Source organism: Pseudomonas sp. COR18 (assembly GCF_048568395.1).
GTDB lineage: Bacteria > Pseudomonadota > Gammaproteobacteria > Pseudomonadales > Pseudomonadaceae > Aquipseudomonas > Aquipseudomonas fuscovaginae_B.
Genome location: NZ_CP183808.1, coordinates 2,113,232 through 2,128,270 on the forward strand (window position 1 = coordinate 2,113,232; position 15,039 = coordinate 2,128,270).

A 15,039-nucleotide genomic window follows, 5' to 3' on the forward strand; every position below is an offset into this window, starting at 1 on the left:
GCGGCTTAGCCATTGAACACGTCATCCACGCTTTTCAGCGGGTAGTGCTTCGGATACGGCAGGGTCGCCACGCCGGTCTCGATCGCGGCCTTGGCCACGGCATCGGAGATCACGGTGATCAGACGGGCATCCAGCGGCTTCGGAATGATGTACTCACGACCGAACTCCAGCGAGTCAACGCCATAGGCCTCGCACACTTCCTTCGGCACCGGCAGCTTGGCCAGATCCTTCAGGGCGTTGGCTGCGGCGATTTTCATTTCCTCGTTGATGCGCTTGGCGCGAACGTCCAGGGCACCACGGAAGATGAACGGGAAGCCCAGCACGTTGTTGACCTGGTTCGGGAAGTCCGAACGACCGGTGGCCATGATCACGTCGCTACGGGTGGCATGGGCCAGCGCCGGGGCGATTTCCGGATCCGGGTTCGAGCAGGCGAACACGATCGGGTTGGCCGCCATGGACTTCAGGCCTTCAGCGCTCAGCAGGTTCGGGCCGGACAGACCGACGAACACGTCAGCGCCTTCCAGGGCATCGGCCAGGGTACGCTTGTCGGTCGCGTGGGCGAAGACCGCCTTGTACTGGTTCAGGTCGTCACGGCCGGAGTGGATCACGCCGCTACGGTCGATCATGTAGATGTTCTCGATCTTCGCACCCATGCTGACCAGCAGCTTCATGCAGGAGATCGCGGCAGCGCCGGCACCCAGGCAGACGATCTTCGCTTCCGGCAGGGTCTTGCCGGCGATTTCCAGGGCGTTGATCATGCCGGCCGCGGTAACGATTGCGGTACCGTGCTGGTCATCGTGGAACACCGGGATGTCGCACTGCTCGATCAGAGCGCGCTCGATCTCGAAGCACTCGGGTGCCTTGATGTCTTCCAGGTTGATGCCACCGAAGGTGATGGAGATGCGCTTGACGGTGTCGATGAAGGCTTGTGGGCTTTCCGAGTCGACTTCGATGTCGAACACGTCGATACCGGCGAAACGCTTGAACAGTACGCCCTTGCCTTCCATGACCGGCTTGGAGGCCAATGGGCCGAGGTTACCCAGGCCGAGGATCGCGGTGCCATCGGAAATGACCGCAACCAGGTTGCCCTTGCCAGTGTACTTGTAGGCCAGTTCGGGATCGCGGCCGATTTCACGTACGGGCTCGGCAACGCCAGGGCTGTAGGCCAGCGACAGGTCGCGGGCGGTGGCGGTGGCTTTGGTGAGCTCGACGCTCAGCTTCCCCGGACGAGGATTGGCATGATATTCGAGAGCGGCAGTTTTCAAATCTGACATGTGGGCATTCCGCTTTTTACTGTGGGACAGACGGACCGCCGAGGATACGCGTGTCGCAAAGTCCTCACAAGACTGACCGGTCACCCGTGTCAAGGGTCGCAACCTACGACTTTGGCCCAAGAGCCACGGAATACAAGGCGCAAACTGTTCACAATCGAGATGAAAAATGTCTACACTTTTTCTCGAAAGGCCCTTACGAAGACCTGGTATCACTTCAAGAATAGCAGTCGCCACGCCCCCGCCCTGACGCCGGCCAACCTTGCGCCCACAAAAAAGGCGCTCACAAGGAGCGCCTTCTTCATCAGCGTGGAACAGCCATTCAGGCTGCCCAGTAAAAAGGCCTCAGGCCTTTTTCGCGCCGAATGCACCGAAACGATCGGCGAACTTCTGAACGCGGCCGCCGGTGTCCAGAGTCTTCTGCTTACCGGTGTAGAACGGGTGGCACTCGTTGCACACGTCGATTGCCAGAGGCTTGGCGAAGGTCGAACGGGTTTCGAACTTGTTGCCGCAGCTGCAGGTAACGGCAACTGCTGGGTATTCTGGATGAACGTCTGGTTTCATGGTGACTTCCTCGGCTAGCGTGCCGCCGCCCAACACTATTGTTGAACACCGCACGTAATTTAGCCGGCGATAATACCACCCTTGCAGAATGAAGCAAGCTGTCACCGGCACCAGTCGTCTGCTAGGCTCCCGCCCTTCTCATCGCCATTACCCGGGATAACCGCGTGTCCGAAGCCATTCTGCGCCTCGCCCTGCCTTCGCCCCTGCGCCGCCTGTTCGACTACCGGGCGCCCAAGGGAGTGCCGCGTAACGCGCTGCACCCCGGCATGCGGCTGCGGGTGCCATTCGGGCGGCGGGAAATGATCGGCATTCTGGTGGAAGTGGCCGAGCACAGCGAAGTCCCGGCGGACAAGCTCAAGCCGGCACTGGCCCTGCTCGACACCACGCCACCGCTGCCGCCGGCGCTGTTCCGGCTGTGCCTGTGGACCGCCCAGTATTACCAGCACAGCCTCGGCGACACCCTGAGCTGGGCCCTGCCGGTGCTGCTGCGCCAGGGCGAGCCGGCCGAGGCGCGCCAGGAGCGTTTCTGGTCGATGGCACCGGGCGCGCGCCTCGACGACCCACGGATCGTCCGGGCACCCCGCCAGCGCGAGGCCCTGGCCACCCTGGCGCAGCACCCCCACGGCGTGGCACACCAACTGCTGGGCAAACTGCAACTGAGCAAGGACAGCCTCGACCTGCTGCTGGCCAAGGAACTGGTGCAGGTGGAAATCCGCAGGCACGCCCCCGGCGAGCGCCACGAGCACTGGCTGGCGCAACCGGAACTGCCGCTCAACGAGGAACAACGTGCCGCCTGCACGGCAATCCGTACCGGCTTCGACAGCTTTCACGCCTTCCTGCTGGCCGGCGTCACCGGCAGCGGCAAGACCGAAGTCTACCTGCAACTGATCCGCGAAACCCTGGAGGCCGGCAAGCAGGCCCTGGTGCTGATCCCGGAGATCAACCTCGGTCCACAGACCCTGGCGCGCTTCGAGCAGCGCTTCAACGCCCGGATCGCCTTGCTGCACTCCGCCGTCAACGATCGCGAACGTCTGGATGCCTGGCTCGCCGCCCGCGACGGCGAAGCCGACATCATCATCGGCACCCGCTCGGCGCTGTTCACACCGATGAAGAACCCCGGGCTGATCATCATCGATGAAGAGCACGACGGCTCCTATAAACAGCAGGAAGGCCTGCGCTACCACGCCCGCGATCTGGCCCTGGTCCGCGCCCGCCAGGAAAACATCCCGATCGTGCTGGGCTCGGCCACCCCGTCACTGGAAAGCCTGCACAACGCCCATATCGGCCGCTACGGCCTGCTGCGCCTGACCCAACGCGCCGGCGGCGCCAAGGAACCGCGTTTCCTGCGCCTGGACGTGAAAAGCCGCCCCCTGGACAGCGGCATCTCCGGGCCGATGCAGCAGGCCATCGGCCAGACGCTCGCGGCCGGCCAGCAGGTGCTGGTGTTCCTCAACCGCCGTGGCTTCGCGCCCACGCTGTTGTGTCACGACTGCGGCTGGATGTCCGAATGCTCGCGCTGCGATGCACGCATGACCGTACACCAGCGCTATGGCGAACTGCGTTGCCATCATTGCGGCAACGTCGAACGGGTACCGCGCAATTGCCCACAATGCGGCAAGGTCGACCTGCGCCCGGTCGGTGCCGGGACCGAGCGGGCCGAAGAGCGCCTGGCGATCCTGTTCCCCGACTACCCGGTGTTGCGGGTCGACCGCGACAGCACGTCGCGCAAGGACGCGATGAACCAGCTGTTCACCACCATCCAGAAAGGCCAGCCGTGCATCCTGGTCGGCACGCAGATGCTTGCCAAGGGCCATCACTTCCCACGGGTGACCCTGGTCTCGATCCTCGATGCCGATGGTGGCCTGTTTTCCGGTGACTTCCGCGCCAGCGAACGCATGGCCCAACTGATCGTCCAGGTCGCGGGCCGTGCCGGGCGGGCGGAAGAGCCGGGCAAGGTGATCATCCAGACCCACCTGGCGGATCATCCGTTGCTGGTGCAGTTGACCGAACAGGGTTACTTCGCCTTCGCCGAACAGGCCCTGAGCGAGCGCCGCGCCGCCGGCCTGCCGCCGTTCGCGCACCTGGCCCTGCTGCGTGCCGAAGCCCACAAGCCAGGCCAGGCGGAAGGTTTCCTCGATGAAGCCTGCAGCGAGGCGGAACGCCTGCTGGGTGAGATGGAGCTGGGTGGCATCGAGCTGCTGGGGCCGGTACCGGCACCGATGGAGCGCCGTGCCGGGCGTTTCCGCGCGCAATTGCTGCTGCAGGCCAACGCCCGCGCGCCGCTGCATCGCCTGTTGAGCCATTGGCTGCTGGTGCTGGAACAGATGCCGGGTGGGCGGCAGGTCAGGTGGTCGCTGGATGTCGATCCGGTGGACCTCTATTGATCGCGAGATCCTCTTCGCGGGCAAGCCACGCTCCTACAGGACGGAGTCGAACACAAATCTCGTGTACGACACGGACCTGTAGGAGCGTGGCTTGCCCGCGAAGTGTCCCTCAAGCACACCACAAGTCCGCAACCGGTTGGCAAGCTCGCCCCGGCAACGGATAATATCCAGTTTTTCCACCTGCGCCTTGGGCGCCGCCGCGCTCGCGGTCGAAAGAGAAGACCATGAAAGACACCATTCGCCAGCTGATCCAGCAAGCCCTCACCCAACTCGTCAACGAAGGTGTGTTGCCTGAAGGCCTGACGCCGGCGATCCAGGTCGAGAACACCCGCGACAAGACCCATGGCGATTTCGCCAGCAACATCGCGATGATGCTGGCCAAGCCTGCCGGCCTGAAGCCCCGCGACCTGGCGGAAAAGCTGATCGCTGCCCTGCCGGTCGATGAAAACGTCAGCAAGGCCGAGATCGCCGGCCCCGGCTTCATCAATTTCTTCCAGAACACCCAGGCCCTGGCCTCGCGCCTGGACGCCGCCCTGGCCGACGCCCGCCTCGGCGTGCGCAAGGCCGGCGCGGCCCAGCGCACCGTGGTCGACCTGTCGGCACCGAACCTGGCCAAGGAAATGCACGTCGGCCACCTGCGCTCGACCATCATCGGCGATGGCGTGGCGCGGGTCCTGGAGTTCCTCGGCGATACCGTGATCCGGCAGAACCACGTCGGCGACTGGGGCACCCAGTTCGGCATGCTGATGGCCTACCTACAGGAAAACCCCATCACCAGCGACGAGCTGTCGGACCTGGAGAACTTCTACCGCGCCGCCAAGCAGCGCTTCGACGAGTCGCCCGAGTTCGCCGACCGCGCCCGCGGCCTGGTGGTCAAGCTGCAGGCCGGCGATGCCGAGTGCCTGGCGCTGTGGACCCGCTTCAAGGACATCTCGCTGTCCCACTGCCAGAAGATCTACGAACTGCTCAACGTCAAGCTGACCATGGCCGACGTCATGGGTGAAAGCGCCTACAACGACGACCTGATCAACGTGGTCAATGACCTCAAGGCCGCCGGCATGCTGGTCGAGAGCAACGGCGCCCAGTGCGTGTTCCTCGACGAGTTCAAGAACGCCGAAGGCGAGCCGCTGCCGGTGATCATCGTCAAGGCCGATGGCGGCTACCTCTACGCCACCACCGACCTGGCCGCCGTGCGCTACCGCAGCCGCCAGCTCAAGGCCGACCGCGCGCTGTACTTCGTCGACCAGCGCCAGGCCCTGCACTTCCAGCAGGTGTTCGCCGTGGCCCGCAAGGCCGGCTTCGTGACCCATCCGATGGAAATGGAACACATGGGCTTCGGCACCATGAACGGCGCCGACGGTCGTCCGTTCAAGACCCGCGACGGCGGCACGGTCAAGCTGATCGACCTGCTGACCGAAGCCCGCGAACGTGCCTACAACCTAGTCAAGGAAAAGAACCCGGACCTGGCCGAAGCCGAACTGCGCGAGATCGCCCGGGTCGTGGGTATCGGCGCAGTGAAGTACGCCGACCTGTCCAAGCACCGCACCAGCGACTACAGCTTCAACTTCGACCTGATGCTGAATTTCGAAGGCAACACCGCACCGTACCTGCTGTACGCCTACACCCGCGTGTCCGGCGTATTCCGCAAGCTGGGCAAGGACTTCAGCGAAGTCGACGGGCAGATCGTCCTCGAAGCCGCCCACGAGCAGGAACTGGCGGCGAAGCTGGCGCAGTTCTCGGAAGTGCTCAATAACGTTGCCGAGAAGGGCACGCCGCACATCCTCTGCACCTACCTGTACGATGTCGCCGGCCTGTTCTCCAGCTTCTACGAGAACTGCCCGATCCTCGGCGCCGATACCCCGGCCCGCATGCAAAGCCGCCTGCGCCTGGCGGCGCTGAGCGGCCGTACCCTCAAGCAAGGCCTGGAGCTGCTGGGCCTGGAAACCCTGGAGCGCATGTAAGTTGGCAGCGAAGAAAAAACCCGCACCGAAACGCGGCGCCAGCCGCTACCAGGCTCCCGAAAAGAAGCCGATCCCGGGCTGGTTGTGGCTGGCCATCGGGCTGGGCGTTGGCGCCTTCATCGTCTTCCTGATGAAACTGGAACCGGGCAAGGGCGATGACGTCAAGCGCGTGCGCCAGGAACAGCAGAAAGCCGCCAAGGTCGCCGAAGCCAACAAGACGCCTCCGAGCCCGACCCAGCCGGTGAAGCCCAAGTACGACTTCTATACCCTGCTGCCGGAATCGGAAGTCATCGTGCCGCCGGAGGCCGTGCCGGAGAAAACCCTGCCGACCCCGCAGACCGTGCCAACCCCGCAAACACCGGTGACCCCGGCCGAAGCGGCGAAGATCGACACCGCCCGGGCCCAGGCGGCGCTGGCCGGGATCACCCCGCCACCGCCACCACCGGTGGCCAAGGCGGAACCGGCGGCGGTGACGAAGTTCTTCCTGCAGGCCGGTTCGTTCCGCAAGGAAGCCGACGCGGACAAGGTCCGGGCGCAGATCATCCTGCTCGGCCAGGCGGTTTCGGTGGAGTCCGGCACGGTGAAGGACGAGACCTGGTATCGGGTCCTGGTCGGTCCGTTCAGCAACCGCGAACAACTGACCACGGCCCAGAAACAACTGGCCGCCAGCGGTTTCAGCAATCTGTTGTTACAACAACGCCAGAGCCGCTGACCCTGCCGGCCTCTACGCAGGGTTGGGCCGGGCTTGAAGGCCCATGCGCTGGCCAGCCAGGCGCCCACGGGCCCGTGTCGCAAGCCGATTGCGTGCACGGCCCGCCCTCCCTGCGGAGCCGGCTTGCTGGCGATCCGCCGCAGGCGGCCATTCAATACCGTCCGCGGCGCTGGCAAGGCCGCTATCGCCAGCAAGCCTATTCCCACAGAATGGTGCGCACTCCTCCTACACCACTCGTCCCCCAACCTCACCCGAGGTTGAAAATCCCTGCACCACCCCCATATGAGTTTCCATCAGGCATTTTCGCCCCGCTGCGTGGAGACACTCCCTTGACCACCATCGTTTCAGTTCGCCGCCACGGCAAAGTCGTCATGGGTGGCGACGGCCAGGTTTCCCTCGGCAATACCGTCATGAAGGGCAACGCCAAGAAGGTTCGCCGCCTCTATCACGGCCAGGTCCTCGCCGGCTTCGCCGGTGCCACCGCCGATGCCTTCACCCTGTTCGAACGTTTCGAAGGCCAACTTGAAAAACACCAGGGCCACCTGGTCCGTGCCGCCGTCGAACTGGCCAAGGAATGGCGTACCGACCGCTCCCTGAGTCGCCTGGAAGCCATGCTGGCGGTTGCCAACAAGGACGCCTCGCTGATCATCACCGGCAACGGCGACGTGGTCGAACCGGAGCACGGCCTGATCGCCATGGGCTCCGGCGGCAACTATGCCCAGGCCGCGGCCAGCGCCCTGCTGAAGAAGACCGACCTGTCGGCCCGCGAGATCGTCGAGACCGCCCTCGGCATCGCCGGCGACATTTGCGTATTCACCAATCACCACTTCACTATTGAGGAGCAGGACCTCGCGGAATAGGCAGTGCCAGCCCTGTATCGACACTGACTCAACCGCTTGAGGCCCCACATACCATGTCCATGACTCCCCGCGAGATCGTCCACGAACTCAATCGCCATATCATCGGCCAGGACGATGCCAAGCGCGCTGTCGCCATTGCCCTGCGCAACCGCTGGCGCCGGATGCAGCTCCCTGAAGAGCTGCGCGTCGAAGTGACGCCCAAGAACATCCTGATGATCGGCCCGACCGGCGTCGGCAAGACCGAAATCGCCCGGCGCCTGGCCAAGCTGGCCAACGCCCCGTTCATCAAGGTCGAAGCGACCAAGTTCACCGAAGTCGGCTACGTCGGACGCGATGTCGAATCGATCATCCGCGACCTGGCGGACGCCGCGATCAAGCTGCTGCGCGAGCAGGAGATGGTCAAGGTCCGCCACCGCGCCGAAGACGCTGCCGAGGAACGCATCCTCGACGCCCTGCTGCCACCGGCGCGCTCCGGGTTCAACGAAGAGGCCCAGCCAAGCCAGGACTCCAACACCCGCCAGCTGTTCCGCAAGCGCCTGCGCGAAGGCCAGCTGGATGACAAGGAGATCGAGATCGAAGTCGCCGAGCACACCGGCGTCGATATCTCCGCGCCACCGGGCATGGAAGAGATGACCAACCAGTTGCAGAGCCTGTTCGCCAACATGGGCAAGGGCAAGCGCAAGAGCCGCAAGCTCAAGGTCAAGGAAGCGCTCAAGCTGGTCCGCGACGAGGAGGCCGGGCGCCTGGTCAATGACGAGGAACTCAAGGCCAAGGCCCTCGAGGCGGTCGAACAGCACGGCATTGTGTTCATCGACGAGATCGACAAGGTCGCCAAGCGCGGCAATGTCGGGGGTGCCGACGTGTCCCGCGAGGGTGTGCAGCGCGACCTGTTGCCGCTGATCGAAGGCTGCACCGTCAACACCAAGCTGGGCATGGTCAAGACCGACCACATCCTGTTCATCGCCTCCGGTGCGTTCCACCTGAGCAAGCCGAGCGACCTGGTTCCCGAGCTGCAGGGCCGCCTGCCGATCCGTGTCGAGCTCAAGGCGCTGAGCCCGGAAGACTTCGAGCGCATCCTCAGCGAGCCACATGCTTCGCTGACCGAACAGTATCGCGAACTGCTCAAGACCGAAGGCCTGAACATCGAGTTCCAGCCGGAAGGCATCAAGCGCCTGGCGGAGATCGCCTGGCAGGTCAACGAGAAGACCGAGAACATCGGCGCCCGTCGCCTGCACACGCTGCTGGAGCGGCTGCTCGAGGAAGTCTCGTTCAGTGCCGGCGACCTGGCCGGCGCCCAGGGTGCCGAGCCGATTCGCATCGACGCCGACTACGTCAACAGCCACCTCGGCGAATTGGCGCAGAACGAAGACCTGTCGCGGTATATCCTGTAAGAAACACCGCTCCCCCTCTTTTCTGTGGGAGCGGGCTTGCCCGCGAAGGAGCCCTGAAGGCCGCCAAAAAGCTTCGCGGGCAAGCCCGCTCCCACAAAAAAAGAGGGGAAGGCTCTTACATCGACAGGTCCGCGCACGTCATGACAACCCGCATCCCCACCGCCATCAATCTGCACAAGGCCTCGAAAACCCTGACCCTCAAATACGGTCCGGACGAGGAATACCATCTGCCCGCCGAGTTCCTGCGGGTGCACTCTCCCTCCGCCGAGGTCCAGGGACACGGCCAGCCGATCCTGCAGTTCGGCAAGCTCAACGTCGGCCTGAGCAAGCTCGAACCCGCCGGCCAGTACGCACTGAAACTGACCTTCGACGACGGCCATGACAGCGGCCTGTTCACCTGGGATTACCTCTATCAACTCGCCTGTCGTCAGGATGACTTGTGGGCCGAGTATCTTGCCGAACTCAAGGCAGCCGGAAAATCCCGCGACCCTTCCGAATCGATCGTCAAGCTGATGCTCTAGCTCGCGCGTCTTGCCATTTGGGGCGTATTTTCTAATCTGTTCTGATCCAATACCCGGAAGCAGCGGCTGACGTTCGGCGCGCTTGCGAAAAAAATTAAACTCGGGTAACCAATGGACTTGGCAAGTCCCGTGCATTTAACGATGCGCAATCAACCGGTCACCCGAGCAGCAGTACTTGGCATTCGTTGTGCCTGGTCGCACAGTGTTTACCCGGTACTCGTCTCAGGACAATGGAGCGTCGTAGATGAGTGACAAGAACAGCGATGACCTCAAGCGTCAGGCCTCGGAAAACACCCTGGGCCTGAACCCCGTCGTCGGCTTGCGTAGAAAGGATCTTCTGACTTCGGCACGAATGGTACTGGCCCAGACCCTCCGGCAGCCCATCCACAGTGCCAAACACGTCGCCCATTTCGGCGTCGAACTGAAGAACGTGCTGTTCGGCAAATCCGAGTTGCAGCCGGACAACGACGACCGTCGCTTCTCTGACCCGGCCTGGAGCCAGAACCCGCTCTACAGGCGCTACCTGCAAACCTACCTGGCCTGGCGCAAGGAACTCCACGACTGGATCGACGACAGCTCGCTCTCGGCCCAGGACATCAGCCGCGGACACTTCGTCATCAACCTGCTGACCGAAGCCATGGCCCCGACCAACACGGCGGCCAACCCGGCGGCGATCAAGCGGTTCTTCGAGACCGGCGGCAAGAGCCTGCTCGACGGCCTGTCGAACCTGGCCAAGGATCTGGTGCACAACGGCGGCATGCCCAGCCAGGTCAACATGAGCGCCTTCGAGGTCGGCAAGAACCTCGGCACCAGCGAAGGCGCCGTGGTGTTTCGCAACGACGTGCTGGAGCTGATCCAGTACGGGCCGATCACCGAGCAGGTGCATGAACGCCCGCTGCTGGTGGTGCCGCCACAGATCAACAAGTTCTACGTCTTCGACCTGAGCCCGGACAAGAGCCTGGCGCGCTTCTGCCTGCGCAGCCACCAGCAGACCTTCATCATCAGCTGGCGCAACCCGACCAAGGCGCAGCGCGAGTGGGGCCTGTCGACTTATATCGAGGCGCTCAAGGAGGCTGTCGACGTGGTCTGCGCGATCACCGGCAGCAAGGACCTCAACATGCTCGGCGCCTGCTCCGGCGGCATCACCTGCACCGCCCTGCTCGGCCACTACGCGGCCCTGGGCGAGAAGAAGGTCAACTCCCTGACCCTGCTGGTCAGCGTGCTCGACACCACCCTGGACACCCAGGTCGCGCTGTTCGTCGACGAACAGACCCTGGAAGCCGCCAAGCGCCACTCCTACCAGCAGGGCGTGCTGGAGGGCAGCGACATGGCCAAGGTGTTCGCCTGGATGCGGCCCAATGATTTGATCTGGAACTACTGGGTCAACAACTACCTGCTGGGCAACGAGCCGCCGGTGTTCGACATCCTGTTCTGGAACAACGACACCACCCGCCTGCCCGCCGCGTTCCACGGCGACCTGATCGAGATGTTCAAGAACAACCCACTGGTACGCGCCGATGCACTGGAAGTGTGCGGCACACCCATCGACCTGAAGAAAGTCGACGCCGACATCTTCGCCCTGGCCGGCACCAACGATCACATCACGCCGTGGAAGTCCTGCTACAAATCGGCGCAACTGTTCGGTGGCAAGGTCGAGTTCGTACTGTCGAGCAGCGGCCATATCCAGAGCATCCTCAACCCGCCGGGCAACCCCAAGTCGCGCTACATGACCAACGAGGAGATGCCGGCCAAGGCCGAGGACTGGCAGGAAAACTCCACCAAGCATACCGACTCCTGGTGGCTGCATTGGCAAGCCTGGCTGGCGGCGCGCTCGGGCAAGCTGAAGAAGTCGCCGACCAGCCTGGGCAGCAAGGCATACCCGTCGGCCGAGGCGGCACCGGGCACCTACGTGCACGAGCGATAGACCGCGCCGCCCCTTGTAGGAGCCGGCGGTACGGCGACTCCTGCAAGGATCGCGTGCACATGAGGGATCACGTGCACACAGAAGCAGGATTCAACACAGGGCTCGCAGCATGCCGCAACCGTTCATTTTCAGAACCATCGAGCTGGACGGCCAGACCATCCGTACCGCGGTTCGCCCCGGCAAGCCACACCTGACGCCACTGCTGATTTTCAACGGCATCGGCGCCAACCTGGAGCTGGTGTTTCCGTTCGTCCAGGCGTTGGACCCAGACCTCGAAGTGATCGCCTTCGACGTCCCCGGCGTCGGTGGTTCGTCCACACCCAGCCGCCCCTATCGCTTTCCCGGCCTGGCCAAGCTCAGCGCGCGGATGCTCGACTACCTGGACTATGGCCAGGTCAATGCGGTCGGGGTGTCCTGGGGTGGCGCACTGGCCCAGCAGTTCGCCCACGATTATCCGGAGCGCTGCAAGAAGCTGATCCTGGCGGCAACCGCCGCCGGCGCGGTCATGGTCCCGGGCAAGCCCAAGGTGCTGTGGAACATGGCCAGCCCGCGCCGCTACATTCAACCCTCCCACGTCATCCGTATCGCGCCGACCATCTACGGCGGCGCCTTCCGCCGCGATCCGCACCTGGCCGCCGAACACGCGGCCAAGGTGCGTTCGGCCGGCAAGCTGGGCTACTACTGGCAACTGTTCGCCGGCCTCGGCTGGACCAGCATCCACTGGCTGCACAAGATCCGCCAGCCGACCCTGGTACTGGCCGGCGACGATGATCCGCTCATTCCGCTGATCAATATGCGCCTGCTGGCCTGGCGTATTCCCAATGCCCAGCTACACATAATCGATGACGGCCACTTGTTCCTGATCACCCGGGCCGAAGCCGTGGCGCCCATCATCATGAAGTTCCTCGACGAAGAACGTCAGCGGGCCGTCATGCACCCGCAACCGGCGCCCTTCAAGAGCACCTGAGGGGCACCCATTCGCAGCGTACCCACCGGCAGGATATCGGCAGGGCACGTCAGGGACGGGGCAGTGGACAGCCCCGGTCCGATGCGATGTATCGGTTGATCAGCTTGATGACGAAGGAGTGTTGACTCATGCCAGACAGACCAGCGACGGGTTCGCTACCCGCAGCCGCGACGCCCATCAATGCACAGAGTGCGATTACCGGCCTGCGCGGCCAGGATCTGCTCTCCACCCTGCGCAGCGTCGCCACCCACGGCCTGCGCAACCCGCTGCACACGGCGCGGCATGTGCTGGCGCTGGGGAACCAGTTGGGCAAGGTGTTGCTCGGCGAGACACCGCACCAACCCTCTCCACGTGACTCGCGCTTCACGGACCCGGCCTGGAGCCTGAACCCGTTCTACCGACGTGGCCTGCAGGCCTACCTGGCGTGGCAGACCCAGGTCCGGCACTGGATCGACGAAAGCCGGATGAGCGATGACGAGCGCGCCCGGGCGCACTTCATCTTCACGCTGTTCAACGATGCGGTGGCGCCGTCCAACACCCTGCTCAACCCCCTGGCGGTCAAGGAGCTGTTCAATTCCGGTGGCAACAGCCTGGTGCGCGGCATCAGCCACCTGGTGAACGACATGCTGCACAACAACGGCCTGCCCAGCCAGGTCACCAAGCATGCCTTCGAAGTCGGCAAGACCGTGGCCACCACCCAGGGGGCGGTGGTTTTTCGCAACGAGCTGCTGGAGCTGATCCAGTATCGGCCGATGAGCGAAAAGCAATACGCCAGGCCGTTGCTGATCGTGCCGCCACAAATCAACAAGTACTACATCTTCGACCTCAGTCCGACCAACAGCTTCGTGCAGTACGCCCTGAAAAACAGCCTGCAGGTGTTCATCATCAGCTGGCGCAACCCCGACGTGCGCCACCGTGAGTGGGGCCTGTCGAGCTATGTCGAGGCGGTGGAGCAGGCGATGAACGTCTGCCGGAGCGTCACCGCGAGCCGCGAGGTCAACCTGGTGGGCGCCTGCGCCGGCGGCCTGACCATCGCCGCCCTGCAAGGCTACCTGCTGAGCAAGCGGCAGTTGCGCCGGGTCGCCAGTGCCACCTACCTGGTCAGCCTGCTCGACAGCCGGCTGGACAGTCCGGCCACCCTGTTCGTCGACGAGCAGACCCTGGAGGCAGCCAAGCGCCGCTCCTACCAGCAAGGCGTGCTGGACGGCCGGGACATGGCCAAGGTGTTCGCCTGGATGCGGCCCAACGACCTGATCTGGAACTACTGGATCAACAATTACCTGCTGGGCAAGGAGCCGCCGGCCTTCGACATCCTCTACTGGAACAACGACCACACCCGCCTGCCGGCCGCGCTGCATGGCGACCTGCTGGACTTCTTCAAGCACAACCCGCTCAGTCACCCTGGCGGGCTGGAAGTCTGCGGCACGCCCATCGATCTGCAGAAAGTCACGGTCGACAGTTTCCATGTCGCCGGTATCAACGACCACATCACGCCATGGGACGCGGTCTATCGCTCGACCCTGCTGCTGGGCGGCGACCGCCGCTTCGTGCTGTCCAACAGCGGCCACATCCAGAGCATTCTCAACCCGCCGGGCAACCCCAAGTCCACCTACATCGAAAACCTCAAGCTGAGCAGCGACCCGCGGGCCTGGTACTACGATGGTCGGCAGGTCCAGGGCAGCTGGTGGCCACAATGGCTGGAATGGCTCCAGTCGCACTCGGGAGCTCTCAAGGAAACCCGGCTGACCCTCGGCGACGCCAGGTATCCAACCATGGAAGCCGCACCCGGCACTTATGTGCGGGTGCGATGACTCTCACCGGACACGGCTGCCCGGCAGCCGTGACACCCAACCTAAGAAGACTGGATGAAGACCCGCGACCGGATTCTTGAATGCACGCTGCAACTGTTCAACCAGAAGGGCGAACCGAATGTCTCGACCATGGAAATCGCCAATGAACTGGGGATCAGCCCGGGCAATCTCTACTACCACTTCCATGGCAAGGAGCCTCTGGTACTCGGGCTTTTCGAGCGCTTCCAGGCGGAGCTGGCACCGCTGCTGAACCCTCCGGCGGATGCCGAACTGGCACCGGAGGACTACTGGTTCTTCCTGCACCTGATCGTCGAGCGCCTGTCCCAGTACCGCTTCCTGTTCCAGGACCTGTCCAACCTGGCCGGCCGCCTGCCCAAGCTCGCCAGGGGTATCCGCAACCTGCTCAACGCGCTCAAGCGTACCCTCGCCTCGTTGCTGGCGCAGTTGAAGACCCAGGGCTTCATCGTCAGCGACACCCAGGCGCTGGGGCAATTGGTGGAACAGATCACCCTGACTCTGCTGTTCTCGCTGGACTATCAGCGAATCCTGGGCCGCGAGGGCGAGGTCCGGCTGGTGGTGTACCAGATCATGATGCTGGTGGCGCCGCACCTGCTGCCGCCGGCACGGTTGGCGACTGAACGGATGGCCTTGCGTTATCTCGAAGAGCCTTGAT

General features: G+C 63.8%; 12 protein-coding genes. 10 read left to right on the forward strand and 2 right to left on the reverse strand.

All coding sequences use genetic code 11. From position 1 onward, the window contains the following. Positions 1-5: 5 nt before the first annotated feature. On the reverse strand, positions 6-1,274 hold the full coding sequence (locus tag ACM62G_RS09755) for a malic enzyme-like NAD(P)-binding protein (protein WP_186687223.1): 1,269 nt from the start codon (positions 1,272-1,274) through the stop codon (positions 6-8). Positions 1,275-1,616: 342 nt separating this feature from the next. Next, on the reverse strand, positions 1,617-1,835 hold the full coding sequence (gene rpmE, locus ACM62G_RS09760) for a 50S ribosomal protein L31 (protein WP_054059108.1): 219 nt from the start codon (positions 1,833-1,835) through the stop codon (positions 1,617-1,619). A gap of 164 nt (positions 1,836-1,999) precedes the next feature. Here rpmE and ACM62G_RS09765 point away from each other — a divergent pair, with 164 nt between their 5' ends. From ACM62G_RS09765 to ACM62G_RS09810, 10 genes are all read left to right on the forward strand, one after another. Continuing rightward, on the forward strand, positions 2,000-4,219 hold the full coding sequence (locus tag ACM62G_RS09765; protein WP_419737077.1) for a primosomal protein N': 2,220 nt from the start codon (positions 2,000-2,002) through the stop codon (positions 4,217-4,219). A gap of 224 nt (positions 4,220-4,443) precedes the next feature. After that, complete coding sequence (argS, locus tag ACM62G_RS09770) at positions 4,444-6,180, forward strand: arginine--tRNA ligase (protein WP_419737078.1); 1,737 nt, start codon at positions 4,444-4,446, stop codon at positions 6,178-6,180. 1 nt (position 6,181) lies between these two features. Further along, positions 6,182-6,892, forward strand: a complete 711-nt coding sequence (locus ACM62G_RS09775; RefSeq protein WP_054062074.1) for an SPOR domain-containing protein — start codon at positions 6,182-6,184, stop codon at positions 6,890-6,892. Positions 6,893-7,221: 329 nt separating this feature from the next. After that, entirely contained in the window at positions 7,222-7,752 is a 531-nt protein-coding gene (hslV, locus tag ACM62G_RS09780) for an ATP-dependent protease subunit HslV (RefSeq protein WP_017901757.1), read from the forward strand. A gap of 53 nt (positions 7,753-7,805) precedes the next feature. Beyond that, positions 7,806-9,143, forward strand: coding sequence for an ATP-dependent protease ATPase subunit HslU (hslU, locus tag ACM62G_RS09785; RefSeq protein WP_054060056.1), 1,338 nt, complete (start codon positions 7,806-7,808; stop codon positions 9,141-9,143). Positions 9,144-9,283: 140 nt separating this feature from the next. After that, positions 9,284-9,664 (forward strand): gamma-butyrobetaine hydroxylase-like domain-containing protein, encoded by a 381-nt coding sequence (locus ACM62G_RS09790; RefSeq protein ID WP_054060055.1) that lies wholly within the window; start codon positions 9,284-9,286, stop codon positions 9,662-9,664. Positions 9,665-9,908: 244 nt separating this feature from the next. Further along, positions 9,909-11,588, forward strand: coding sequence for a class II poly(R)-hydroxyalkanoic acid synthase (gene phaC / locus ACM62G_RS09795; protein ID WP_054062073.1), 1,680 nt, complete (start codon positions 9,909-9,911; stop codon positions 11,586-11,588). 109 nt (positions 11,589-11,697) lie between these two features. After that, complete coding sequence (phaZ, locus tag ACM62G_RS09800; RefSeq protein WP_054060053.1) at positions 11,698-12,555, forward strand: poly(3-hydroxyalkanoate) depolymerase; 858 nt, start codon at positions 11,698-11,700, stop codon at positions 12,553-12,555. A 128-nt stretch (positions 12,556-12,683) separates the two neighbouring features. Next, complete coding sequence (phaC, locus tag ACM62G_RS09805; protein WP_419737079.1) at positions 12,684-14,366, forward strand: class II poly(R)-hydroxyalkanoic acid synthase; 1,683 nt, start codon at positions 12,684-12,686, stop codon at positions 14,364-14,366. 54 nt (positions 14,367-14,420) lie between these two features. Then, entirely contained in the window at positions 14,421-15,038 is a 618-nt protein-coding gene (locus ACM62G_RS09810; RefSeq protein ID WP_054060051.1) for a TetR/AcrR family transcriptional regulator, read from the forward strand. Position 15,039 lies beyond the last annotated feature (1 nt).